Source organism: Acidomonas methanolica, assembly GCF_004346035.1.
GTDB classification, from domain to species: Bacteria; Pseudomonadota; Alphaproteobacteria; order Acetobacterales; family Acetobacteraceae; genus Acidomonas; species Acidomonas methanolica.
Window position 1 is genome coordinate 107,837 of the sequence record NZ_SLZN01000003.1, and the last position, 22,498, is coordinate 130,334.

Genomic DNA, 22,498 nt, shown 5'->3' on the forward strand with positions numbered 1-22,498 from the left:
CCCTCGAACGAAAGGCGGGACACCGGACGATGTCGCATTCCGTTCCTTTGACCACGGCGCCGGGGCAAGACCGCCCGGCGGAATCTGTCGAACATGTCGAACTTCTCCCTACCGCACGGCGCACGCTCCTGCTCGCAGCCGTCGTGGCCGCCATCTGCGGCGGCCTCTACGGCTACGATACGGGCATCATTTCCGGCGCCCTGCTGCTCATCACCAAGGAGTTCTCGCTCTCCAGCACGTTGCAGGAACTCGTCGCCTCGGCGATCCTGCTCGGCGCGGTGATCGGCGCGCTCGGCACCGGTTTCCTGTCGGAACGATACGGACGGCGCACGTCGGTCATCATCGTGACGGCCGTCTTCATCACCGGGGCGCTGGCCTGCTCGTTCGCGCCGGACGTATATGCCCTGATCGTCGCGCGCGTGTATCTGGGGTTCGCCGTCGGCGGCTCCACGCAGGTCGTGCCGATGTATATTTCGGAACTCGCCCCGGCGGAGCGGCGCGGCACGCTGGTGACGATGTTCAACGTCGCGATCGGCGTCGGTATTTTCGCGGCCAATGTGATCGGCTTCGCCGCCCGCACGGCATGGGGCTGGCGACCGATGATCGCCATTGCCGCGCTGCCGGCGCTGTTCGTCTTCGTCTGCATGTTCTTCCTGCCCCGCAGTCCGCGCTGGACGGCGGAAAATCGCGGGATTCCCGAGGCGATCGACGAGTTGCGCAAGGTGCGCGAAAGCCGCCGGGAAATCCGGCACGAGGTGCGGCAGATCCGGGAGAACGCGGACTCGGTGGATGAGGCGAATCGCGGCTGGCGCGGACTCACCCAGCCCTGGGTGCGTCCCGCTCTCGTCGCGGCGCTCGGCGTCGCGTTCTTCACGCAGTGCGGCGGGCTGGAGATGATGATCTATTATGCGCCGACCTTCCTGCGCGACGCCGGTTTCGGCAATGACTCCGCCTTGCTGGCCAGTCTCGGCGTGTCGATCGTGTATCTGCTGATGACGTTCCTCGGCTCGCGTTTCGTGGACCGGATCGGTCGCCGCCGGCTGATGCTCATCATGGGGCCGGGCTCGGTGCTGAGTCTTCTGGGGCTGGGGCTCATGTTCGCCCTGCATCCGGACAAGGGCAGCGTGGGATCTTACCTCACCATCGCGTTCCTGCTCCTGTTCATGGTGTTCAACAGCGGCGGCATCCAGGTCGTGGGCTGGCTGCTCGGCGCGGAGATGTTCCCGCTCTCCATGCGCGGCCAGGCCACGTCGCTCCATGCCGCCACGCTCTGGGGCAGCGATCTGCTGGTGACGGCGACGGCGCTGACCCTGGTGAACCTCATCACCCTGGGCGGGACGATGTGGTTCTATGCGGGGGTGAACCTGCTCTCGGTGCTGTTCGTCTTCTTTTTCGTCCCGGAGACGACCGGCGCGTCCCTGGAGGACATCGAGATCGCTCTGAAGAAGGGCGAATTCCGCCCGACGCGCGCGCACAGGGCGATCCGGAATTACTGAGATCGCCGCCTCGAAAGGCGGTGGGAGATCCCGCCGCCCTGTCCCTCTTTCAGGCCGCCATGCCCTCGTCATGCGTCATCTGCGCCATCTGGCTGCTATGGGCCAGACAATGCTCGATGGTTTCGAGCACCAGGCGCTGGGCCGGCGAGGTGGGGCGATGGCGGGGAATGACGACGCCGTAATTGCTGATGCTGATCTCGAAGGGCAGCGGCAGGATGTCGAGCTGCCCGAAGGCGGCCTGCTGCAAGGCCACCGCCTCGGAGATGATCGAAAGCGAGTCGGAGCGCCGCAGACAGGCGAGCGTCATGGCCAGCGAATTCGTGTTGACGATGCGTTCCGGCGGCCGCAAACCCTCATGCACGAACAGCGCCTCCACGCGCTGGCGCAGTTTGGTGCCGCGGTTCTGGAGCACCCAGGAGCAACGCTGGAGATCCTGCAAGGTCAGCGCGCCCTGGCTCGCCAGCCTGTGGCCGGCGCCCGCGACGAGCGCCAGACGTTCCGCGCCGATATCCTGATAGGCGAAGCGCTCGAAATCCAGGTTCTCGTCGATGCGCGCGATCATGAAGTCGATCTGCCCGGAGCAGAGCATTTCCGTCAGTCGGGCGGTCGAGCCGGTGCGGATTTCGAGTTCGATGAGCGGATGGTCGATCTGCGTCTTGGTCGTGACGTCCGCGAGCAGGTCGATGGCTGGCCCATCAATCGCGCCCAGCGCCACATGGCCGCTATGTCCCGCCATCACGGCATTGAACTCGTCCCGCGCGCCGTCCAGCTCGGCGATGATCGCCTTGGCCCGCCGCGTGAGAATCTCGCCGAAGTAATTGGGCACGAGAGACCGTCCGCGCCGGTCGAAAATCTGGCGTCCCAGCGCCTCTTCGAGATCGGACAGCAGACGGGACGCCGCCGGCTGGGCGATCCCCATCGTATCCGCCGCCTGCTGCATGGTGCCGGTCCGGTCGAGTTCGACCAGCAACTGGATATGGCGCAGCTTCATGCGGCTGCGGATGAACCAGCTTTCTTCAAGGCGCGGTTTATCGTCTGTCATAAGCCTGAGCCCTCCATTCCATGATGGTATCATAAGAAAATTGGAATGACTCATGGCCTGATTATTATATAATATTGCTGGACCCGTTCCCGGCAAGCGTCGGCTCGCCGGAAAGCCCTCCGGGCAGGGACCTGCATCCCCCCATGCGGTCGCCTCTTGCCAATCCGGGCGGAGAAGGTCTTACTGTGCCGCCATGAGCCTGTTGTTCACCAGTATCGCGCGTCTCGCCTGGGTGGTTTTCGCCGCACTCTGCGGCCCCGGCATTCTCATCGGCAGCGCGGTCGCCTGCCCCAGCGCCGAGCGTGCGCGGGGCGCGCGCCGCTGGGGGCTGCTGGCGGCCTGCCTCGCCTATTATCTCGTCGTCGGCGGGACTGTCTACGGCCTCTCGCGCGCCGTGACGCGCCGTCGTCTTCAGGCCTGAAGGGGCTTCCGGGCGATGATGGCGTGGACCGCGTCGGTCCAGGCCGGGAGGTCCTCGGGGGGCACGACGTCGCCGCTATCCATTTCCCCGAAGCCCGCCCGCGCCAGCAGGACGCTCGTCAGCCGCACCCGGTCCGCCGGGTCGAGCGCCTGCCAGAGGGCCACCGCCTTGGCGGGGTGGACATTGTCGGAAAAGCTCAGCAGCAGCGGCGCGCCGGGCCTGAGCACGCGCGCGACCTCGCGCAGAACCTCGACAGGCCGGGTCAGATAGGCCAGCCCGTCACAGAGCGTCACCGCGTCGAGCGAATCGTCCGGGAAAGGCAGCGCGGGATTGGCGTTGAGGTCCTGCACCACCCGCTCCGTCAGGGCGGGGTTCGCCTCCATCGCCCTCAGGCTGACGTCGATGCCGGTCACGGCCGCATGCGAGACGCCCGGCGGAAAATGACTCGCCGTCCCGCACATCAGGTCGCAGACCGCGCCGGAAGCGGGCAGGGCCGTCTGGTAGAGCGCCGTCACCGCCGCCCGTGCCCCGACGTCCATATGGGAGAAATCGGCGGTGCGCGCATAGAACAGTGCGTCCGGCTCCTCATTGGCGCGGGCGAAAGCGCGCGGATGGAAGCCCTGAAGATCGTCGGGGGACGTGTCGCTCATGGGAACCTCCCGCTCACTGGATGCTGAAATCGGGCCGGTGCCACCAGCAGGCCTGCGCGGCCCGTCCGGCGGGCGGGAGATAATCCATCGCATCCCCCGTCAGCCGCACCGTGTTGGTCGGCGTTTCCTGCAGGGAAATCTCCTCGCAGACGAGGGTCTCCCCCGCTTCGCGCAGGAAGGCGTTCAGCTTGGCCAGCATCAGCGCCGCCATGAGCTCCGTCGTCGGGTCGCCCGGCGTGACCACGATGCGCGCCGCACGGCCCGGCTCGTTGGCGCGAAACCATTCCAAAAGGGGGTCGCGCTCGGAGAGTTGCAGCGCATGGTCCAGCGCCGTGTCGACGAACTCGTGCCAGCGCTGCTTCGCCTCGCGGAACGAGACGATCATGTTGCCCCGACCGTCCAGCGCGCGCTCCCGCACGGGCCGCAGAGCGACGGTGACGAACTCGTTATGCCCGTGCGGCAGGGCACAGCTCTCCGACGCTCCGTCGATCAGCCGGTGCCCCATGGAAAAACGGCGGGTGAAGACCAGTTCAGCCTTCGACATAGGCGGCCCATCCTTTCGCGCGCAATTCACAGGCCGGGCAGGTTCCGCAGCCGTACCCCCAGTCATGTGCGTGGCGCCGGTCCCCCAGATAGCAGCTATGGGAGTGGCGGTTGATCGCCTCGACCAGCGCGGCGCCGCCCAGTGCTTCGGCCAGGCGCCAGGTCTGCGCCTTGTCCAGCCACATCAAGGGCGTATGCAGGACGAAGCGCTGCGCCATGCCGAGATTGAGCGCCACCTGCAACGCCTTGATCGTATCGTCCCGGCAATCCGGATAGCCGGAATAATCCGTCTCGCAAACGCCGGTCACGATGTGCCGCGCGTGCCGGCGCACGGCCAGAGCGGCGGCGAGGCTGAGGAAGATCAGGTTCCGCCCCGGCACAAAGGTGGAGGGCAGCCCACTCTCCGTCATCACGATATCCGCCTCGCGCGTCAGTGCCGTCTCCGACAGCGCGCCGAGGACCGGCAGGTCCAGCGTGTGATCGGGGCCGAGCCGCGCCGCCCAGTCGGGCGAGAGCGTTGCCATGTCGGCGCGCAGCGTCGCGCGGCACTCCAGTTCGACCGCGTGGCGCTGGCCGTAATCGAAGCCCAGCGTCTCCACACGGGCGAAGCGGTCCAGCGCCCAGGCGAGGCAGGTGGCGGAATCCTGACCGCCGGAAAACAGCACGAGGGCGGTGTCGTCGGCATGGGCCATCAGGGGAGTCCGATCAGCTTGTGGGTCTGGAGCGAGAGGCGCCAGCGGGGATGGCCCATGCAATAGGCGGCAGCGGCGCTCGTATGGGCCGCGCGTTCCGGCCCGTCCATCGGCTGGAGCCAGAAATGGCCAAAGGACCAGTCCTCGAAGGAGGCGGGGGGAAGTTCCGGCTGCGGATAGACCAGCTTGAGTTCGTCGCCGCGTGTCTGGACCACCGGGCCGCCCGGCTTGGGGCTGACGCATATCCAGTCGATGCCGTCGGGGACCGCGAGGGTGCCGTTCGTCTCCAGCGCGATCTCGAAGTCCCGCGCTTTCATCGCCGCGATCAGCGCGGCATCGAGCTGCAACAGCGGCTCGCCTCCGGTGAAGACCACGTAGCGCCCCGCCGCCTCTCCGGCGATGGCGCGCCAGCATGCGGCGATCGCGTCCGCCAGCGCTTCGGAGTCGGCGAACCGGCCGCCGCCTTCGCCGTCCGTGCCGACAAAATCCGTGTCGCAGAAGCGGCAGGCCGCGCGGGCGCGGTCCTCCTCCCGTCCGGACCAGAGATTGCACCCGGCGAAGCGGCAGAACACGGCGGCGCGCCCGGTCTGCGCGCCTTCTCCCTGAAGGGTCGGGAAGATTTCCTTCACAGCATAGGACATGCCTCGCATGTCGGCGAGGCGCGCGCCGGATGCAAGGATTTTCTTCCCGTCACATCCTCGGGCCGCGAGGAATGTCCGGACCCGTCAGCCGCGTCCGGGTTCGATTGTCGGGCGCCTCGAAGGGCAGGTGGCCTCCGAAGCGGCCCGGTCAGCGGAAGATGGCGACATGCGGCACGCCGTCCTGTCCGACCCAGGCGCGGTACATGCCGTCCGTGTTGAACGGCATGGCGATATGCCCCGTCGCGTCCACGGCGATTGCCCCGCCATTTCCGCCCAGCGCGGGGATTTCCCGGTTCACGACCTCCTCGGCCGCGTCGGAGAGAGGCTGGTGCAGCAGCCCGACGCGGACGCAGACCGCATGTGCGGCGACTGTGCGGATGTAGAATTCCCCCCAGCCCGTGCCGGAGAAGGCGCAGTTTCCATCCGCATAGGTTCCCGCGCCGATCAGCGGTGAATCGCCCACCCGGCCATAGAGCTTGTCCGTCAGCCCGCCCGTCGAGGTGCCGGCTGCCAGATGCCCCTGCCGATCCAGCGCCACCGCGCCGACCGTGCCGAAATGGCGGTCGAGCGGCAGGACGGCGTGCTTCCCGCCCGCCCGGTCGTCCGCCAGCGCCTTCTGCAACTGCGTCCAGCGTTCGTCCGTCCGGAAATAGGCCTCCGGCATCATCGTGAAGCCCTGCGTACGTGCGAAAGCCTCCGCCCCGTCGCCCACCAGCAGCACATGCGGCGAATGCTCCATCACCGCTTCCGCCAGCAGGATCGGGTTCTTGATGTGATGCACCCCGGCCACCGCCCCGGCCCGGAGGGTTGCGCCGTCCATGATGGCCGCATCCATTTCGTTGCGCCCGTCATGGGTGAAGACGGCGCCGCGCCCGGCATTGAAATGCGGATCGTCCTCCAGCACGGTAATCGCCGCCGTCACGGCGTCCTGCGCCGGGCGTCCCGCCTGAAGCGCCGCGTAGCCGTCATGGAGCGCGCGGGAAAGCGCCGCCTCCACCGCCTGTCGCTTCTCGGGAGTCAGGCTGGAGGCGATGACGCCCGCCCCGCCATGGATGACCAGCACGGGGACGGTGTCGGCACGCGCGGGGGTGATCACCGAGACTGTGGCGAGAGCGGCGAGCAGGAGGTGGCGGGCGGGGTGCATGAGATGGTCCGTGTTGGAAATGAAACGATAGGAGAATGATGCCGGTCTGTCTCGGGCGGCGGCGTTCTTTTTTGAAAAAAGAACCAAAAAACTTTTGTGATTCGGTTTGAGGGTTTGTCGTGAGACCCGCGCACCGGCGTGTATCATCCCACGTCGAAGCTCACCCCTTGCGCCAGAGGCAGCGTGCTGCCGTAATTGATGGTGTTCGTCGCGCGGCGCATATAGCCCTTCCAGGCGTCGGAGCCGGATTCGCGGCCGCCGCCGGTCTCCTTCTCCCCGCCGAACGCGCCGCCGATCTCGGCGCCCGAGGTGCCGATATTCACATTGGCGATCCCGCAATCTGAGCCGTCATCGGAGACGAAACGTTCCGCTTCGCGCAGGTCGTTGGTGAAAATCGCGGAGGACAGCCCCTGCGGAACGTCGTTCTGGAGCGCGATCGCCTCGTGCAGATCGTCATAGCGCATGACATAGAGGATCGGCGCGAAGGTCTCCTCCAGTACCGGCCCGATCTGTCCGGGCATCTCGACCAGCGCCGGACGCACGTAATAGCCGCCCTCGCATCCGGCGATGCCGACGCGTTCGCCGCCGTGAACCGTGCCGCCCGCCGTGCGCGCGGCGTCCAGCGCCGCCTGCATGCGCGAGAAGGCGGCCGCGTCGATCAGCGGGCCGACGAGATGCCCGTCGAGCGGATTGCCGATGCTGACCGAGGCATAGGCGGCCTTGAGTCGTTCCAGGAACCCGTCATGGACCGAGCGATGGACGAAGAGACGCCGCAGCGTCGTGCAACGTTGCCCCGCCGTGCCCATGGCCGCGAAGGCCACGCCGCGCAGGGCGAGATCGGGATCGGCCGTCGGCGTGACGATCGCCGCGTTGTTGCCGCCCAGTTCGAGGATCGCGCGCGCGAAGCGTGCCGCCAGGCGTTGGCCCACGGCGCGGCCCATGGCGGTCGAGCCCGTGGCGGAGACCAGCGGCACCTTCGGATGATCCGCCAGCACCTCGCCGATCTCGCGGCCGCCGATCAGGAGCTGCGAGAGCCCGTCAGGCGCGTCGCCGAAGCGGGTGAGGGCGCGTTCGAGGAGCGCATGGCAGGCGAGCGCGCTCAGGGGCGTCTTCTCGGAAGGCTTCCATACGATCGCATTGCCGCAGATCAGCGCCAGCGCCGCGTTCCAGCTCCAGACCGCGACGGGGAAATTGAAGGCGGAAATGATCCCGACGACGCCCAGCGGATGCCAGGTCTCCATCATCCGGTGGTCGGGACGCTCGGTCGCGATGGTCAGCCCGTGCAACTGCCGCGACAGGCCGACGGCGAAGTCGCAGATGTCGATCATCTCCTGCACCTCGCCAAGTCCTTCGGAGGGTGACTTTCCCGCCTCGATCGACACCAGCCGCCCGAGCGCGGCCTTGTGCGCGCGCAACTCTTCGCCCAGCAGCCGGATCAGCTCGCCGCGCTTCGGGGCGGGCACGCGCCGCCAGGCGATCGCCGCCCGATGCGCCGCCTCGATCGCGGAAAAGGCGGTTTCCATGGCGCATGTGGGAACGTCGCAGAGCATTTCGCCGTTCACGGGCGACCGCACGGTCAGCGCGTGCTGACCCGGCGATTCAAGCCGCACGCCGAGACCATGCAGCAATTCCGCGGTTTGTTCAGCGAGCGCGACCATGGGGTGTTCTCCGTTTCGTGTTGGATCACGGGGAGTCATAGGGAAGAAGGCGTGGGCTCGCCAGTATCCCTCGCGAACGCCAGCCCAAGACCCTACCGAAGGACGCGCCTCTTTCCCCTCGGGAAAAGAAGGTGCAGCGACAAGCCCAGGATCAGGGTGAAACAGAGAAGGCTGCCTTCCGGCCCGGACGCGCCGCCGCTCAGCCATGCCGGCCCGGCGGGCGTGCTGTCGAACAGGGCCCCCACGCTCGGGATGCCGCTGTCCCGGCAACCCAGTACGGCGCTCTGCCCGTAATCCCAGGCGGCGTGAAACCCGATGGCGAACCAGAGTCCCCGCCGGACCCGTAACGTCAGGCCGAAGAATGCGCCGATCAGCCCCGCGGAAACGGCTCCCTCCCACGGATCACTTCCTATCCAGTGAACGAGGCCGAAGAGCACGGAGGTGAGGGTCAGCGCCGGGAGGAAGCCTACCGCGCGGCTCAGCCAAAACAGCATCGCTCCGCGGAAGAGCAGCTCTTCCGCCAGCGCGACCGTGAGAAAGGCGGGGATATAGAGCATCAGGCGCACCGCATCGACGCCTGCCCAGGCGATATGCAGCCCGCCCGTGACGATGAGGCCCAACGCGAGCGCGCCGATCGCGGCCAGCCCCGCGCCGGCTCCCGATCCTGTCTCCCGTGCCGGGCCGGAAAGCTGGAGCACCTCGCGGAACGCCCGCCAGTTGCGTCCGCCGCGCGGCAATGTCAGCGCCGCCGCGCCGAGCGCCGCCAGCAGCAGCGGCAGATCATTGCGCGCGATCAGCCACGGCGTGATGACCAGCCTCGGTCCCATGCGATGTAGCGGCGCGATATGAGACAGGGCGGTTGCCAGCACGGTCGCCAGCACCAGGGCCGCTCCGAGAAAGGTCAGAGCCCTCAGAAGCGCGATGCCGCGCCGGACGGGAGGAAGGGAGGTCACACGCAATGAACCTTTAATCTTTCGTTTACTTTCTGTTCCTATGATTGCCCCTGTCAAGAGCGATTCAGGAACGATAAATCACGTCTTTATCCAGGCCGGGGGTTGTTCCGGGAACCGGGCGGGGCCATTAAACCCCGGGAGTTTTCTCGATCATTGTCATCTTCTCGTTGTTTTTCCTGTCCGGAGTCCGAAATCCATGCCCGCGATCACCCTGCCCGATGGTTCCGTCCGTTCGTTCGACGGTCCGGTGACGGGCACGGACATCGCCGCCGCGATCGGGCCGGGACTCGCGAAGGCGGCCCTCGCCATGAGTCTGGACGGCCGTCTCGTCGATCTGTCCACGCGGATCGACCATGACGCGGCGCTTCGCTTCATCACCCGCAAGGATGATGTGGTGCTGGAGATGATTCGCCACGACACCGCCCATGTGTTGGCCGAGGCCGTGCAGGCGCTCTGGCCCGGGACGCAGGTCACGATCGGCCCGTCGATCAAGGACGGATTCTATTACGATTTCTTCCGCAACGACCCCTTCACCCCGGAGGATTTCCCCGCCATCGAGGCGAAGATGCAGGAGATCATCGCCGCCAATGCGCCGTTCGAGCGCGAAATCTGGGATCGCGACGCCGCCATTCGCTTCTTCGAGGACAAGGGCGAACGGTTCAAGGCCGAACTGATTCGCGACCTGCCGGAAAGCGAGCCGATCTCGATCTATCGGCAGGGGGCGTGGCTCGATCTCTGCCGCGGCCCCCATCTGCGCTCGACCGGCGATGTCGGCCCGGCCTTCAAGCTCATGAAGGTGGCCGGGGCCTATTGGCGCGGCGATCACCGCAATCCGATGCTGACGCGCATTTACGGCACCGCCTGGCGCGACAGGAAGGAACTGGACGCCTATCTGCTCCAGCTCGAAGAGGCCGAGAAGCGCGATCACCGCCGCATCGGCAGGGAGATGGACCTGTTCCATATCCAAGAGGAAGCGGTCGGGCAGATCTTCTGGCATCCGAAAGGCTGGCGGCTTTACACCGCGCTTCAGGACTACATGCGACGGTCGCAGACACGGAACGGCTATCAGGAAGTCAGGACGCCGCAACTCGTCGATCGCGCGCTGTGGGAAGCCTCCGGGCATTGGGACAAATATCGCGAACATATGTTCATCGCCACGGTCGAGGACGAGGACAAGACGCTCGCGCTCAAGCCGATGAACTGCCCGTGCCATGTGCAGATCTTCCGTCACGGCCTGCGCTCCTACCGCGAATTGCCGTTGCGCATGGCGGAATTCGGCGCGTGCCATCGCTACGAGCCCTCCGGCGCGCTGCACGGCATCATGCGCGTGCGCGGTTTCACGCAGGATGACGCGCATATCTTCTGCACGGACGAGCAGATCGCGCCCGAGACCGCGAAGTTCGTCGCGATGCTCTCAGAGGTCTATCGCGATCTCGGCTTCGATCGGTTCCGCGTGAAGTTCGCCGACCGCCCCGACGCCCGCGCCGGCTCGGAGGAAAGTTGGGACAAGGCCGAGCAGGCCTTGCGCGACGCCTGCGCGCTGGCCGGGGTGGAATACGAGCATAATCCCGGCGAGGGGGCGTTCTACGGGCCGAAGCTCGAATTCGTGCTGACCGATGCGATCGGACGCGACTGGCAGTGCGGCACGTTGCAGGTCGATTACGTGCTGCCCGAACGTCTCGACGCCTCCTATATCGGCGAGGATTCCGCCCGGCACCGTCCGGTCATGCTGCACAGGGCGATTCTGGGCAGTTTCGAGCGGTTCATCGGGATTCTGATCGAGCAGTTCGCGGGCAAGTTCCCGCTCTGGCTTGCGCCGGTGCAGGTCGTCGTCGCCAGCATCGTCACGGATGCCGAACCCTATGCGCAGGAGGTGACCGAGGCGCTGCGCCGCGCGGGGCTGCACGTTGCATGTGACGGGCGCAACGAGAAGATCAACGCCAAGATTCGCGAACATTCTCTGGCTCGTGTGCCTGTGATTCTCGTGGTCGGGCGGCGCGAGGCGGAGGAACGCAAGGTCGCGCTCCGCCGTCTCGGCGGGTCGGAGCAGGAGGTGTTGCCTCTCGACGAGGCCATCAAACTCCTGACCGAGGAAGCGACGCCTCCCGATCTGCGCCGTTTGCAACGACAGTAGGATCGGCGGTGCAGGGGCCCGGCTCGGCATGAGAGCGCCGAAATTCGCACTGTCTCACACGAGGGATTCCCTTGCGTGAGACAGTTTGAAGCACTATGTGCTTCGGATTGGAGCCGAGCCTGTCCAACGCTCCGCCCCAGAAGGTCAACGTCACACAGGAGCCGACCATATCTAGACCCCCGCTACAAGTTGCGCCGACCCGTGAAGGCCCGCGCGTCAATGAAGAAATCCGCGTGCCGCAGGTCCGTTTGATCGGGTCGGATGGAGAGATGGTCGGTGTCATGGCGACACGAGAAGCTCTGGCGCAGGCCTACGCGGAAGGGCTGGATCTTCTGGAGATCAGCCCGACGGCTGAACCTCCCGTCTGCAAGATTCTCGATTACGGCAAGTTCAAATATGAACAGCAGAAGAAGCGTAACGAGGCGCGCAAGAAGCAGAAGGTCATCGAGATCAAGGAAGTGAAGGTTCGTCCGGGAACGGACGAGAACGACTTCCGCGTCAAGATTCGCGCGATGAACACCTTTCTCGAGGAAGGTGACAAGGTGAAAGTGTCCTTGCGCTTCAAGGGGCGTGAAATGGCCCATCAGGAACTCGGCATCAAGATGCTCGAGCGTATCCGGCTGGAGATGGAAGAAAAGGCCAAGGTCGAGCAGATGCCCAAGCTCGAAAATCGCCAGATGGTGATGGTTCTGGCGCCCCGCTGACCACCCTTTCACCGGAGATGGACATGAGAAAAGCACGGCTGCACAGTCATTGCAGTCGGGCTTTTCTGTAAGGCCGTTATGGCTGGAGGATCGCCTCTCCGGTCGCCATGATGCTCACATCCTGCGGTTCCTCGCTACGTTGAGGCGCGGAGACGGCGGCCATTCGCGCCATCATCATCATCGGGCGCGGCTCTGTCGGCGCGACAAGGCTGACGGTGCGGAATTTCTTGAAATGCAGCCCCAACGTGTGGGCGGCGTCCGCGGCATCGGCCTGAAGACGCCGCAGCGCGTCCTCCCGCGCCTGACGGAGCAGCGCGTCACGCGTTTGTGGGTCGAGTGACCAGCGCAGATCGTTCAGCAACAGCCCGTCGGCCTGCATCGTCCCCGCGAGTTTCAGCACGGCCACGCTGTCCGTCCCGCTCAGCGACAAGGTCTGGCTCGCCGTCCAATGCGGCTTGGCGGGCTTCGTCCCATCCTGAACGACGTTATAATCCTGGGCGAGAAGTTTCAGCGAAGGGATCTGCGCGGCGCGCTTTTCCGCCTGCTGTGTCAATGCGTTGACGCGCGCCTGCGCGGCCGCGGCATCCGCTCCACTCGCCTCCGCGGAGAATGTCGCGGTCAGCAAACTCGGCGCTGCGCTGGCGCGTCCCGTGGCGTTGAGATGCAGAAGAGTGTCCGTCTCTTCCGCCGCCCGGGCCCCCCCCCAGAACAGGGACAAGGTCGCCAGAAGAACCGGAAGACTGGAACGCTTCATATGTTCACCCTGTTTTCAATGTTTCACGATGGAAAGCGCATTGCGGAGCCGGGCGATGCCGGGCAACAAATGCCCCGCCTGACAGAGCGCGACGCCTTGCGCCTCAAGCTCCCGGACGTCCGGCGTGGATGCCGAGGCGGGCTTGTAGGTGGCGAGGGCCTTCATAACCCGGCTATCCAGATCGTGACAGTATTGCATGCTGTCCGACGTCACCACCAGCGGGCTTTCGGCCATTGCGACATGCACACCCGCCCGCGCCTCATTATGGTCTGCGGCAGTCTCCTCCGGCGAAGCTCCCAGCAGGCCGAGGGCCAGAACGATTAACGGCATAATTGTTACATACGAGCGCATAATATCACTTATACGCATTTTTACCTCACCGCGTGATGAGGGACGAATGACTCTTGCGTTATCGAGGCTGCGGGCGGCGCGACGGAAGGGAGGACGAGCGTGGCGATGAGCCCGGGATGTCCGTTGGAGAGATCCAGCCTTCCGCCGTGAAGCTGGGCGATGGCTTGCACCAGGGAAAGCCCCAGCCCCGAGCCGGGCGTGTTGCGGGCGGTGTCGGCGCGGAAGAAGCGCTCGGACGCGCGGGCGAGCTCGGATTCCGCCATGCCGGGCCCTTGGTCGGCGACGCGCAGCAGGATCGACCCGTTCTTGATCTGTGCCTCCAGCATGATGACCGTGTCGGCTGGCGAAAATTTGATCGCGTTGTCCAGAAGATTGGCGACGCTTTGCTGGATCAGGCGTGCATCGCCATGCGTCCAGAGGCCTTCGGGGAGTCTCACGCGCAGATGCAGTCCGCGTTCTTCCGCCGTCGCTTCGTAGAGTTCCGCCACGTCATGCAGAGGAGGAACGAGATTGCAGGTTTCAAAGGCGGCCCGTCGCGCGCCCGCCTCGATCTGGGCGATGCGCAGCAGGGCCTCGAAGACCGACGTGATATGATCGAGATCCGCGACGGCCCGGTCGATGGCGTGATGTAATTCCTCATCGGTCTTCGCGTGCAGGGACGCGTCCTCCAGTCTCGCGCGGGCGCGGGTGATCGGCGTGCGCAGATCATGCGCGATGGCGTTGGAAACCTGCTTTACGCCCTCCATCAGCCGCTGGATGCGGTCGAGCATGTCATTGACCGTGCGGGCAACGAGATCGACTTCATTGCCGACGATGGGCATGCGCTGCCGGATATCTCCGCGCGCGATCGCCGACGTGGTGCGCGCGATCGAGGTGAGGATGCGGCGGAATATGCCGCGCACCACCCAGGCGCCGCCGATCGCCAGCGCCGTCACCATCACCCATGCCCAGAGAAATGTCTCGGTCAGCAGATGACGCAGAAGATCTCGCCCCCGCACGTCGCGTCCGACCAGAAGCCGATAGCCGCCGGGGAGAACATAGGCGTGGAGTTCCGCCACTGCCTTGCTGCCGGCGCGGATGATGCGGACCGGGTAAAATCGATCGTTACGCTGGACGGAACTCGGCCATGCCGGCATGTTCCCCGAGATAAATTCTCCTTCCGGCCCGACAAGGAGATAGAGCGACTGGTCTTCGACATCCAGGTCGAGGCGGTCCTGAATGGTGCGCACGAGACCCGGAAGACCATCCTGAACCCAATGATCGCCGAGATTGCGCGCATCCGCCTCGACCGCCTGATCGACCTGCCGCTCCAGAAGCCCGTTCGTATGCCACCAGAGCAGGGAGAGGAACAGCGCCGCCGACAGGGCGAAGACCAGGCCATAGGCGAGGGAAAAGCTGAGGCCGGCCGAGCGGAACCGCCAGGCGCGCCGCCACCAGATCCAGAGCCTGGGAAAGCGCTCGGCGAGCGGCGGCATGGGCGGCTTATTCCGGCCTCAGAATATAACCCGCATTGCGGATGGTATGAATCAGCGCGGTGGGGAAGGGCTTGTCCACCTTCTGCCGCAGGCGCGAGACATGCACGTCGATGACATTGGTCTGCGGGTCGAAATGATAATCCCAGACGCGCTCCAGCAACATGGTGCGCGTTACAACCTGCCCGGCATGGCGCATCAGAAATTCGAGCAGCCGGAATTCCCGCGGCTGCAACTCGATCTTCTCGTTGCCGCGCTTCACCGTGCGGGACAACAGGTCCATTTCGAGATCGGCGACCACCAGCCGCGTTTGCGGCGCCTGCTCCGCGCTTCCGCGCCGCGCCAACGCCTCGACGCGCGCCAGAAGTTCCGAAAAGGCGAACGGCTTGGTGACGTAGTCGTCGCCCCCCGCCTTCAGCCCGGCGACGCGTTCATCCACATCCGCCAGCGCCGAGAGCAGCAGGATCGGCGTGCTATTGTTCTGTGCCCGCAGCGTTTCCAGTATCCGCAATCCGTCGATGCCGCCGGGCAGCATCCTGTCGAGAATGATGATGTCGAAATTCTCGCTGACAGCCAGGAATAATCCGTCCTTGTCGTTATCCGCCTCCTCGACGACATGTCCGGTTTCGCGCAACCCCTTGAGGATGAAGTTGCGGACGGTAGGATCGTCTTCCACCAGCAGGATACGCATCGGCTTTATCCTTTACATCTCGACCGCCAGGTCGATCACACATCGCGTTGGCTTCTTATCGGACAGTTCGGGAACAAAAAAAAGCCGCCGTGCATGATCGGGCGCTCATTGATCGACATTCGCCGGCCGTTTGCCGACCTTGACAGCGAGGGAAAGGGGTTGTCCCTTCCGGGTGATCGAGAAGGCGAGGGTGTCGCCGGGTTTGGCCGCGGCGACCGAGCGTAGGAGCGCGCGCGCCGTGTCGACCGGATGTGCGGCGACCGCCAATACCTGGTCGCCGACTTTCAGGCCGGATTTCATGGCCGGTCCGTTCCGGTCCACGTCCACGATCTGCACGGAGCCGTTGCCGTCATCCAGGGTGACGCCCAGCCAGCCGTGATCGACATGGCCGAAATGCCGCAACTCCTCCACGATCGGCGCGACGGTTTCCGATGGAATGCCGAAACCGATGCCCACCGAGCCGCCGGTCGGCGAGACGATGGCCGCATTGACCGCCACGACCTGTCCGCGCATGTTGAAAGCCGGGCCGCCGGAATTGCCGGGGTTGATGGGGGCGTCCAACTGGATGAAATCGTCGAGCGAGCCGGCGCCGAGATCGCGCCCTCGCGCCGAGACGATGCCCGCCGTCACCGACGACCCGAATCCGAACGGATTGCCCGCGACGAGAATCCAGTCTCCCACCTCGACCTTGCGGCTGTCCCCCCAGGTGACGAACGGCAGGGGCTTGGGTGATTCGACCTTGATCACCGCGACGTCGGTCAGCGAATCCACGCCGACGATATGCGCGGTCAATTCCTGCCCGTTGGTCAGCGAGACCGTCACCTTGTCCGCATTGCCGACCACATGGTTGTTGGTGACGATATATCCCGACGGATCGATGATGAAGCCCGACCCTGCGCCCAATATTTCTTCCTGGTGATGGCGCATCTTGTCGCGATAGCGTTTTTCGAGCGGCGTCCCGCGAATCTGCGGCGGAATCTTGTCCTCCGACGCGCCGCCGCCCTGAGTGATGGCGATATTGACCACGGCGGGAATCACTTGCCTGACCAGCGGGGCGAAGCTCATCGGGCGCGAGGTGACGAGTAGGGGAGGCAGTGGGGCCGTAAACGAATCCGCCGTTTCCGTCGGGGCGGCCGGAAGGATTTTTGAAAAGAAGGACGGGAGGGCCAAAGCGTGCGAGCCCGCCAGCGCGGCGACACCCAGGGCCGTTCCACCTGCGATGTACCAGGCGCGATGGCGAGGCGGCCGTGTCATGGAGACGAGCGGGAGAAAACGGGGCGGGAGAAGACAGGGCGGAAGAGGGCACGGTGCATGCACGCACGATACCGCAGAAACGCTGGGCCGCCATCCTTTCTCGATTATCATTTTTAACGCCGCCATGCGAGACGGACAGGAGCGGCGCGATAGGCTGCCAGTGTGCGTCCGGTCACGCCGTGCGCGCCGTTCGCCGCCATGGGGCCGGGCGCGGTCGGACGCCGGATGATGCGGGGCGGTGGCCAGAAGGAAGGCGCCGCGAACGGGCGCATGAAGGCGCGGGTGAACGGAATGCCGCGTCCCGCCGCCGCCGGAACGTCGGCATGCGGCGTGTCGTCATCCAGAGCGAGCGTGCTGTCGCCGTTGCGCCAGAGGCCGACGACACGCCGGGCATAATCCTGACCGAGCGCGGGAGTCAGCGAATGATACGCTCCCGCCGCCGCCAGCCAGTCATGCAGCCGTTCATGCAGGGATGTGAGGAACCGGGCACCGTAACGTGCATTGCTCAGGGGGTCGAACGCTTCGTCCAGCGAGGCGAAGGCGCCGGGGTGATGATGCAGGTTGATCTGCATGCAGCCGACATCGATGGACACCGCGCCCTGCGCCTGAAAGGCGCGGACCGCGGCGATGGCCTCGGCCTTGCTGTCGTAGAAATATCCCTGTCCCTCGACATTGATCGTCCACGGCCATGCGGCGAATTCACCCTCCTTCAGACGACGGCCGCTCTCCACCTTGCTGACGGCGTCCAGCAGGCGAGGCGGCATTCCCGCCTCGCGCTCGGCGATGGTCACGGCGTCGCGGCAGGACTGCGTCGTCGCGGCGGTGAGAGCGACGGGCAGGCAGAGCAGGATCAGGGAGCAGATATGAATGAGGAATCGCGCCATGGAGGGCAGGATGGCGCAAAGAAATGAAGAAAAGGTAAAGCCCTGTCCCGGTTTTTCGTCCCGATCTCACCCGAGCGGCGCGCACGCTTTCTCCAGCCATGCCCGCGCCGCATCGTCGAGCAACGGACCGATCATTTCCAGCGTCCGCTCATGATAGGCGCGAAGCCACGCCCGCTCATCCGGTTGCAGCAGCTCCGTGACGATCAAAGACCTGTCGAACGGCACATGCCCCAATGTTTCGAATTCGAGAAACCTGCCCGGCGCGCCTACGGGGGCCGGACGCACCAGCAGCAGATTTTCCAGCCGGATGCCGTATTGGCCCATCTCGTAATAGCCCGGCTCGTCGGAGACGATCATCCCCGGCTCCAGCCCGACCGGACGCGCGACGGAGGAGATGTTCTGCGGTCCCTCATGCACCGAGAGGTAGCTGCCGATGCCGTGACCTGTCCCGTGATCGTAGTCCAGCCCGTCCTGCCACAGGAATTGCCGCGCGAGCGCATCCAGCCGGTGTCCGGGCGCGCCAAAGGGAAAGCGCGCGCGATTGAGCGCGATGTTGCCTTTCAGCACGCGCGTATAGGCTTCGCGAATCATGGTCGGCGCGGGGTCCGGGCCGGTCCAGATCGTGCGCGTCACGTCCGTGGTGCCTTGCGGATACTGGCCGCCGCTGTCGATGAGATAGATCGTGTCCGGCGTCAGGAGACGGTCCTGACCCGGGATGGCGCGGTAATGGGGCAGGGCGGCGTTCGGCCCCACGGCGGAAATCGCCGGGAAGCTCTCGCCGCGATAGGCGGGATGCAGCGCGCGGAAGCGGTCCAGCCGCTCGGCCAGCGCGGTTTCGCCGAGCCCTACGCCATGGAGGCTGACGAAATGCAGGAAGCGGCACAGCGCCGCCGAATCGTGCAGATGGACGGCGCGCGCCCCGTCCTGCTCCACGGCGTTCTTGCGGGCCTTGGGCAGTGCGCACGGGTCGGCGGCGCGGCTGACGGTCGCTCCGGCGGCTTCCAGCGTGCGGATGAACCACAGCGCGCCGCCATTGGGATCGACGCGCACCGTCTTGCCCGCCAGCCCGGCCAAAATCCCCTCCAGCGCGGCGGGCGGATGAAGCCGTATGTCGTCGCCGAGAAACGCGCGCGTGGCGACGGGAATGCGGGCTTCGTCGAGGAACAGATCCACGCCCGCATCGTCATGCAGGAGCGCGAAGGCGAGCACGACCGGGATATGCGGCACGTCATCGCCGCGAATGTTCAACAGCCACGCCAGAGCGGTGGTGTCGGCGATGAGCGCCGCGTTCTCATGGGCGGCGCGCAGGATCTCCGCGATGCGGCGGCGCTTGGAAACGCTGCTCTCGCCGGAAAGCGATTCCGGATGAGCGGCCACCATGCTGGCGGGCGGCGCGGGCCGGTCCTCCCACACCGCATCGACAGGATTCTCCGCCAGCGGGACCATCTCGACGCCCGGAACGGTCAAGGCGTCGAGACCGGCTTCGCTGACCAGACGGGGGTCGTAGCCGATCCGCACCCCCTGGGCATGGGCTTTCAGCCACTCGCGCGGCGGCGACTGGATGAGATGCCGGCGCTCCCAGATCGTCTCGTCCGTCTGTTCGGCGAGCTGAACCGTGTAGCGCCCGTCGGAAAACACCGCCGCGCGGTCGGGCAGGACGATCGCCAGGCCCGCGCTGCCGGTGAAGCCCGTCAGCCACGCCAGACGTTCGGCATAGGGCGCCACGTATTCGCCGAGAAATTCGTCGCCGCGCGGCAGGACGAAGCCGTCCACGCCGAGCCGGGACAGTTCAGCGCGCAGGCGTGCGACACGCCCGGCAGGAGACATGGCGGTCATCGATCCCTCCATCCGTCGCGGCGGCGCAGGACGAGCGTCGTCCAGTCGCCTTCGCGATAACTCCGCTCCAGCACCAGCCCCTGACGCCGGTGCGCGGCGAGAACCATGCGCGCCTGCGTGTTCAGCAGCCCGGCGAGGATCGCCGTGCCGCCCGGGGCGAGATGGCGCGCCAGATCCTCCGCCATGCGGCAGAGCGGGCGGGCGAGGATATTGGCGAAAACGAGATCGTACGGCGCATGGGCGCGGACGGCGGGCGTGCTCCAGCCATTGCCGTGCCGCGCCTTGATCAACGGGCCAAGGCCGTTCATCGCCGCGTTGCTGGCCGTCACCCGCACCGACCACGGCTCGATATCCACCGCCAGGACCGGACGGCGCAGCAGCTTCGCCGCCGCCATGGCGAGGATGCCGGAGCCGCATCCCATGTCGAGGATACGGCGCGGGCGGCGATGCGCCACGTCTTCCAGCGCGCGCAGACAGCCGCGTGTGGAACCATGTTCTCCGGAGCCGAAGGCGATGCCCGCATCCAGTGTGATGGTCAGCCGCGCGCGCGAGGCGGAGCGGTCGAGATGCGTGCCGCGAATGGCGAAGCGGCGTCCGGCATGCTGTTCGGGGAAGGCCTCGTAGGTGCGGGCGAGCCAGCCTTCCGCCTCCGTCCGCTCCCGCACCAGCGGCGCGTCGAGTCCCGTCATCAGCCGGGCGAGGGTCAGGGTGCGTTCCAGTTCGGCCTCGCCCTGGCCGATATCCTTCACCCCCTCGATCCGCCAGACGCACTGGCTGTCATCCGCCTCGAAAATGCCCACGGTCGTGCAGACCGAAGCCAGCGCGCTTTCGAAGAGCGGCACGGCGGCGTCCCCGACCGTGACCGAGATCGTTTCCAGTCCGGAGGCATGGCGGCGAACGGCGGGGCGGCGAACGGCGTGGTGGCTGGCGGCGCTCACGAAACCTGCTCCACGAAACCTGCCATGACCCTCTTCTCGCCCGTCTGCTCGAAATTCACCTGCAACCTGTCCACATCGACGCCGGTCACGACGCCATAGCCGAATTTCTGATGAAACACACGTGCGCCTACTGGAATTTCCGTTGGCGTGCCCTGATAGACGTCGGTCACGCGCGGGGCGGTCGAGGACGCCGCACGGCGACCGGCCGTGAGCGGCCCGAAGGCGAAGACCGAAGGCTGGGCGGCGAGCTGCCGCCGCTCCTGCATCGACTGGCCGCTATGGCGCACATGCGCGTCGGGGAGTTCCTCGATGAACCGGCTCGGGATGGCGTCCTGCCAGTTCGCATAGACGCGCCGCCGCGCGGCGTGGAGAATCGTCGCCCGCTTGCGCGCGCGCGTCAGCCCGACATAGGCCAGCCGCCGCTCTTCTTCCAGGCTCTTCAGCCCGCCTTCGTCGAGGCTGCGCTGGGAGGGAAACACCCCCTCCTCCCAGCCGGGGAGGAACACGGTGTCGAATTCCAGCCCCTTCGCGCCGTGCAGCGTCATGAGGCTGATCTTCTCCTCCGAGGCGGCGTCCTCGCCCTCCGTCACCAGCGCGACATGTTCGAGGAACCCTTCCAGCGTCGCGAAATCAACCAGGGCGCGCAGCAATTCGCGGATATTGTCGAGCCGCCCCGGCGCCTCAGGCGAGCGGTCGTCACGCCACATCTGGAGATAGCCCGCATCCTCCAGAAGCTGTTCGGCGGCCACGACGTGCCCTTCGCGCGCCAGCGTCTCGCGCGCTCTTGCGAAAGCGTCCATCAGCCCGAGCAGCGCCTCACGCGTCTTGCCCTTGCCGGGTGCCCCCAACTGGGCCGCGACGGCGCCGGTCAGCGGAACGCCGTGCTGCCGCGCGTCCAGATGGAGTTTCTGCATCGCCGCCGTGCCCATGCCGCGGCGCGGGACGTTGATGATCCGCTCGAAGGCGAGATCGTCGGCCGGTTGCGCGAGCACGCGCAGATAGGCGAGGCAGTCGCGGATTTCCGCTCGCTCATAGAAGCGCAAGCCCCCCACGACGCGATAGGGTATGCCGCGCGTCATCAATTGTTCCTCGAACGGGCGGGTCTGAAAACCGGCGCGCATGAGGATGGCCATCTCGGCGAGGCCATGACCGTCCGCGCGAAGCCGTTCCACCGCTCCCGCGACGATGCGCGCCTCCTCGTCCGAATCCCACACGCCGACGACCTGAACGGGCTCGCCCTCCGCATCCTCGCGCCCGGGACGGAGGGTCTTGCCCAGCCGCCCGTCATTATGGGCGATCAGCCCGGCGGCGGCGGCGAGAATCTGGGCGGTCGAGCGGTAATTGCGTTCCAGCCGCACGATTCGCGCGCCGGGGAAATCCTGCTCGAACCGCAGGATGTTTTCCACCTCCGCCCCGCGCCAGGAATAGATCGACTGGTCGTCATCGCCCACGCAGGCGATGTTGGACGGATATCCGTCCCGTTTGGCCAGCAGGCGCAGCCAGAGATACTGGATGGTGTTGGTGTCCTGATACTCGTCAACCAGAATATAGCGGAACAGGCGGTGATACTGGGCCAGCACATCGGGCTGGTTACGCAGGATCTCCACCATATGCAGCATGAGATCGCCGAAATCGCAGGCATTCACAGCCTTGAGTCGCGTCTGGTATTCCTCGTAGATGCGCCGCGCCGCGCCGCCGCCGAAATCGCTGTCCTCCGCCGGAGTGACGCGCTCGGGCGTCAAGCCGCGATCCTTCCAGCGCTGGATGACGCCCAGCATGCCCTGAGGCGGCCAGCGCTTGGTGTCGATCCGGTAGGGTTCCATCACCTGTTTGATCAGGCGGAGCTGATCGTCCGTGTCGAGAATGGTGAAGGCGGAGGTCAGGCCGACATATTCCGCGTGCCGGCGCAGCATCCGGGCGCAGAGCGCATGGAAAGTGCCGAGCCAGAGCCCCTCGACCGGCTCGCCGAGCAGCGCGCCGATGCGTTGCCGCATCTCGCGGGCGGCCTTGTTGGTGAAGGTGACGGCGAGAATCTGGAAGGGGCGCGCGCGTCCGGTCAGCAGGATATGGGCGAAGCGTGTGGTCAGCACGCGCGTCTTGCCCGTCCCCGCGCCGGCGAGGATCAGCAGCGGTCCTTCCGTGGTTTCGATCGCCTCCCGTTGCTCGGGATTCAGGCGATCGAGATACTCTGGCGTGGTCCGCGTCGGGACGGGGGGCGGTGTCTGGGTCACGCAGCAGAT

The 22,498-nt window shown here is 66.1% G+C and carries 21 protein-coding genes; 4 read left to right on the forward strand and 17 right to left on the reverse strand.

Annotated features, from left to right (window positions below):
* Positions 1–29 precede the first annotated feature (29 nt).
* On the forward strand, positions 30–1,496 hold the full coding sequence (locus EDC31_RS03880; protein ID WP_081797403.1) for a sugar porter family MFS transporter: 1,467 nt from the start codon (positions 30–32) through the stop codon (positions 1,494–1,496).
* A 49-nt stretch (positions 1,497–1,545) separates the two neighbouring features.
* Here EDC31_RS03880 and EDC31_RS03885 read toward each other — a convergent pair whose 3' ends face one another.
* Complete coding sequence (locus EDC31_RS03885; RefSeq protein WP_042055969.1) at positions 1,546–2,538, reverse strand: LysR substrate-binding domain-containing protein; 993 nt, start codon at positions 2,536–2,538, stop codon at positions 1,546–1,548.
* A gap of 193 nt (positions 2,539–2,731) precedes the next feature.
* Here EDC31_RS03885 and EDC31_RS03890 point away from each other — a divergent pair, with 193 nt between their 5' ends.
* Entirely contained in the window at positions 2,732–2,959 is a 228-nt protein-coding gene (locus tag EDC31_RS03890) for a hypothetical protein (protein WP_042055972.1), read from the forward strand.
* On the opposite strand, the gene EDC31_RS03895 is transcribed toward EDC31_RS03890, so the two are convergent.
* From EDC31_RS03895 to EDC31_RS03925, 7 genes are all read right to left on the reverse strand, one after another.
* Entirely contained in the window at positions 2,950–3,609 is a 660-nt protein-coding gene (locus EDC31_RS03895) for a class I SAM-dependent methyltransferase (protein ID WP_042055974.1), read from the reverse strand. The two genes, EDC31_RS03890 and EDC31_RS03895, sit on opposite strands and share 10 nt — an antisense overlap.
* A 13-nt stretch (positions 3,610–3,622) precedes the next feature.
* Positions 3,623–4,153: a 6-pyruvoyl trahydropterin synthase family protein gene (locus EDC31_RS03900; protein ID WP_042055976.1), complete on the reverse strand. Its 531-nt coding sequence runs from the start codon at positions 4,151–4,153 to the stop codon at positions 3,623–3,625.
* A complete protein-coding gene (queC, locus tag EDC31_RS03905; protein WP_042055980.1) occupies positions 4,140–4,844 on the reverse strand; it encodes a 7-cyano-7-deazaguanine synthase QueC in 705 nt (234 codons plus the stop codon). Before queC ends, EDC31_RS03900 begins: the two co-directional genes overlap by 14 nt.
* Positions 4,844–5,485, reverse strand: a complete 642-nt coding sequence (gene queE / locus EDC31_RS03910) for a 7-carboxy-7-deazaguanine synthase (protein ID WP_042056126.1) — start codon at positions 5,483–5,485, stop codon at positions 4,844–4,846. Before queE ends, queC begins: the two co-directional genes overlap by 1 nt.
* Before the next feature lie 148 nt (positions 5,486–5,633).
* Positions 5,634–6,629, reverse strand: a complete 996-nt coding sequence (locus EDC31_RS03915; RefSeq protein ID WP_081797413.1) for an isoaspartyl peptidase/L-asparaginase family protein — start codon at positions 6,627–6,629, stop codon at positions 5,634–5,636.
* Positions 6,630–6,772: 143 nt separating this feature from the next.
* Positions 6,773–8,287: an L-piperidine-6-carboxylate dehydrogenase gene (gene amaB / locus EDC31_RS03920; protein ID WP_042055982.1), complete on the reverse strand. Its 1,515-nt coding sequence runs from the start codon at positions 8,285–8,287 to the stop codon at positions 6,773–6,775.
* Positions 8,288–8,379: 92 nt separating this feature from the next.
* Positions 8,380–9,240 (reverse strand): CPBP family intramembrane glutamic endopeptidase, encoded by an 861-nt coding sequence (locus EDC31_RS03925; RefSeq protein ID WP_052511592.1) that lies wholly within the window; start codon positions 9,238–9,240, stop codon positions 8,380–8,382.
* Positions 9,241–9,436: 196 nt separating this feature from the next.
* Here EDC31_RS03925 and thrS point away from each other — a divergent pair, with 196 nt between their 5' ends.
* Together thrS and infC are read left to right on the forward strand one after the other, a co-directional pair.
* The gene (thrS, locus tag EDC31_RS03930) at positions 9,437–11,374 is read left to right on the forward strand and encodes a threonine--tRNA ligase (RefSeq protein ID WP_042055985.1); all 1,938 of its coding nucleotides are present in this window, start codon (positions 9,437–9,439) and stop codon (positions 11,372–11,374) included.
* Positions 11,375–11,541: 167 nt separating this feature from the next.
* Positions 11,542–12,078, forward strand: a complete 537-nt coding sequence (gene infC / locus EDC31_RS03935; protein WP_042056132.1) for a translation initiation factor IF-3 — start codon at positions 11,542–11,544, stop codon at positions 12,076–12,078.
* Between the two features lie 76 nt (positions 12,079–12,154).
* Here infC and EDC31_RS03940 read toward each other — a convergent pair whose 3' ends face one another.
* From EDC31_RS03940 to EDC31_RS03980, 9 genes are all read right to left on the reverse strand, one after another.
* On the reverse strand, positions 12,155–12,832 hold the full coding sequence (locus EDC31_RS03940; RefSeq protein WP_042055987.1) for an SIMPL domain-containing protein: 678 nt from the start codon (positions 12,830–12,832) through the stop codon (positions 12,155–12,157).
* 15 nt (positions 12,833–12,847) lie between these two features.
* Positions 12,848–13,162 (reverse strand): hypothetical protein, encoded by a 315-nt coding sequence (locus EDC31_RS03945; protein WP_042055990.1) that lies wholly within the window; start codon positions 13,160–13,162, stop codon positions 12,848–12,850.
* 41 nt (positions 13,163–13,203) lie between these two features.
* Positions 13,204–14,658 (reverse strand): sensor histidine kinase, encoded by a 1,455-nt coding sequence (locus EDC31_RS03950; protein ID WP_132126918.1) that lies wholly within the window; start codon positions 14,656–14,658, stop codon positions 13,204–13,206.
* A gap of 7 nt (positions 14,659–14,665) precedes the next feature.
* The gene (locus EDC31_RS03955) at positions 14,666–15,346 is read right to left on the reverse strand and encodes a winged helix-turn-helix domain-containing protein (RefSeq protein WP_042055992.1); all 681 of its coding nucleotides are present in this window, start codon (positions 15,344–15,346) and stop codon (positions 14,666–14,668) included.
* A gap of 105 nt (positions 15,347–15,451) precedes the next feature.
* On the reverse strand, positions 15,452–16,600 hold the full coding sequence (locus EDC31_RS03960) for a S1C family serine protease (RefSeq protein WP_052511610.1): 1,149 nt from the start codon (positions 16,598–16,600) through the stop codon (positions 15,452–15,454).
* Positions 16,601–16,713: 113 nt separating this feature from the next.
* Positions 16,714–17,484 carry a transglycosylase SLT domain-containing protein gene (locus tag EDC31_RS03965; RefSeq protein ID WP_052511594.1) on the reverse strand — a complete coding sequence of 257 codons (771 nt, stop codon included), beginning with the start codon at positions 17,482–17,484 and terminating at the stop codon, positions 16,714–16,716.
* A gap of 66 nt (positions 17,485–17,550) precedes the next feature.
* Positions 17,551–19,320 (reverse strand): aminopeptidase P family protein, encoded by a 1,770-nt coding sequence (locus EDC31_RS03970; protein ID WP_042055995.1) that lies wholly within the window; start codon positions 19,318–19,320, stop codon positions 17,551–17,553.
* Complete coding sequence (locus EDC31_RS03975) at positions 19,317–20,258, reverse strand: 50S ribosomal protein L11 methyltransferase (RefSeq protein WP_042055997.1); 942 nt, start codon at positions 20,256–20,258, stop codon at positions 19,317–19,319. The genes EDC31_RS03970 and EDC31_RS03975 overlap by 4 nt, the downstream gene beginning before the upstream one ends.
* On the reverse strand, positions 20,255–22,489 hold the full coding sequence (locus tag EDC31_RS03980) for an ATP-dependent helicase (protein ID WP_042055999.1): 2,235 nt from the start codon (positions 22,487–22,489) through the stop codon (positions 20,255–20,257). Before EDC31_RS03980 ends, EDC31_RS03975 begins: the two co-directional genes overlap by 4 nt.
* Between the last annotated feature and the right edge of the window lie 9 nt (positions 22,490–22,498).

Excerpts from the sequence above, each read along its gene's own strand:
- EDC31_RS03880 (WP_081797403.1), top strand. The coding sequence starts at position 30 with ATGTCGCATTCCGTTCCTTTGACCACGGCGCCGGGGCAAGACCGCCCG.
- EDC31_RS03885 (WP_042055969.1), bottom strand. The coding sequence starts at position 2,538 with ATGACAGACGATAAACCGCGCCTTGAAGAAAGCTGGTTCATCCGCAGC.
- EDC31_RS03890 (WP_042055972.1), top strand. The coding sequence starts at position 2,732 with ATGAGCCTGTTGTTCACCAGTATCGCGCGTCTCGCCTGGGTGGTTTTC.
- EDC31_RS03895 (WP_042055974.1), bottom strand. The coding sequence starts at position 3,609 with ATGAGCGACACGTCCCCCGACGATCTTCAGGGCTTCCATCCGCGCGCT.
- EDC31_RS03900 (WP_042055976.1), bottom strand. The coding sequence starts at position 4,153 with ATGTCGAAGGCTGAACTGGTCTTCACCCGCCGTTTTTCCATGGGGCAC.
- queC (WP_042055980.1), bottom strand. The coding sequence starts at position 4,844 with ATGGCCCATGCCGACGACACCGCCCTCGTGCTGTTTTCCGGCGGTCAG.
- queE (WP_042056126.1), bottom strand. The coding sequence starts at position 5,485 with ATGTCCTATGCTGTGAAGGAAATCTTCCCGACCCTTCAGGGAGAAGGC.
- EDC31_RS03915 (WP_081797413.1), bottom strand. The coding sequence starts at position 6,629 with ATGCACCCCGCCCGCCACCTCCTGCTCGCCGCTCTCGCCACAGTCTCG.
- amaB (WP_042055982.1), bottom strand. The coding sequence starts at position 8,287 with ATGGTCGCGCTCGCTGAACAAACCGCGGAATTGCTGCATGGTCTCGGC.
- thrS (WP_042055985.1), top strand. The coding sequence starts at position 9,437 with ATGCCCGCGATCACCCTGCCCGATGGTTCCGTCCGTTCGTTCGACGGT.
- EDC31_RS03940 (WP_042055987.1), bottom strand. The coding sequence starts at position 12,832 with ATGAAGCGTTCCAGTCTTCCGGTTCTTCTGGCGACCTTGTCCCTGTTC.
- EDC31_RS03945 (WP_042055990.1), bottom strand. The coding sequence starts at position 13,162 with ATGCCGTTAATCGTTCTGGCCCTCGGCCTGCTGGGAGCTTCGCCGGAG.
- EDC31_RS03950 (WP_132126918.1), bottom strand. The coding sequence starts at position 14,658 with ATGCCGCCGCTCGCCGAGCGCTTTCCCAGGCTCTGGATCTGGTGGCGG.
- EDC31_RS03955 (WP_042055992.1), bottom strand. The coding sequence starts at position 15,346 with ATGCGTATCCTGCTGGTGGAAGACGATCCTACCGTCCGCAACTTCATC.
- EDC31_RS03960 (WP_052511610.1), bottom strand. The coding sequence starts at position 16,600 with ATGACACGGCCGCCTCGCCATCGCGCCTGGTACATCGCAGGTGGAACG.
- EDC31_RS03965 (WP_052511594.1), bottom strand. The coding sequence starts at position 17,484 with ATGGCGCGATTCCTCATTCATATCTGCTCCCTGATCCTGCTCTGCCTG.
- EDC31_RS03970 (WP_042055995.1), bottom strand. The coding sequence starts at position 19,320 with ATGACCGCCATGTCTCCTGCCGGGCGTGTCGCACGCCTGCGCGCTGAA.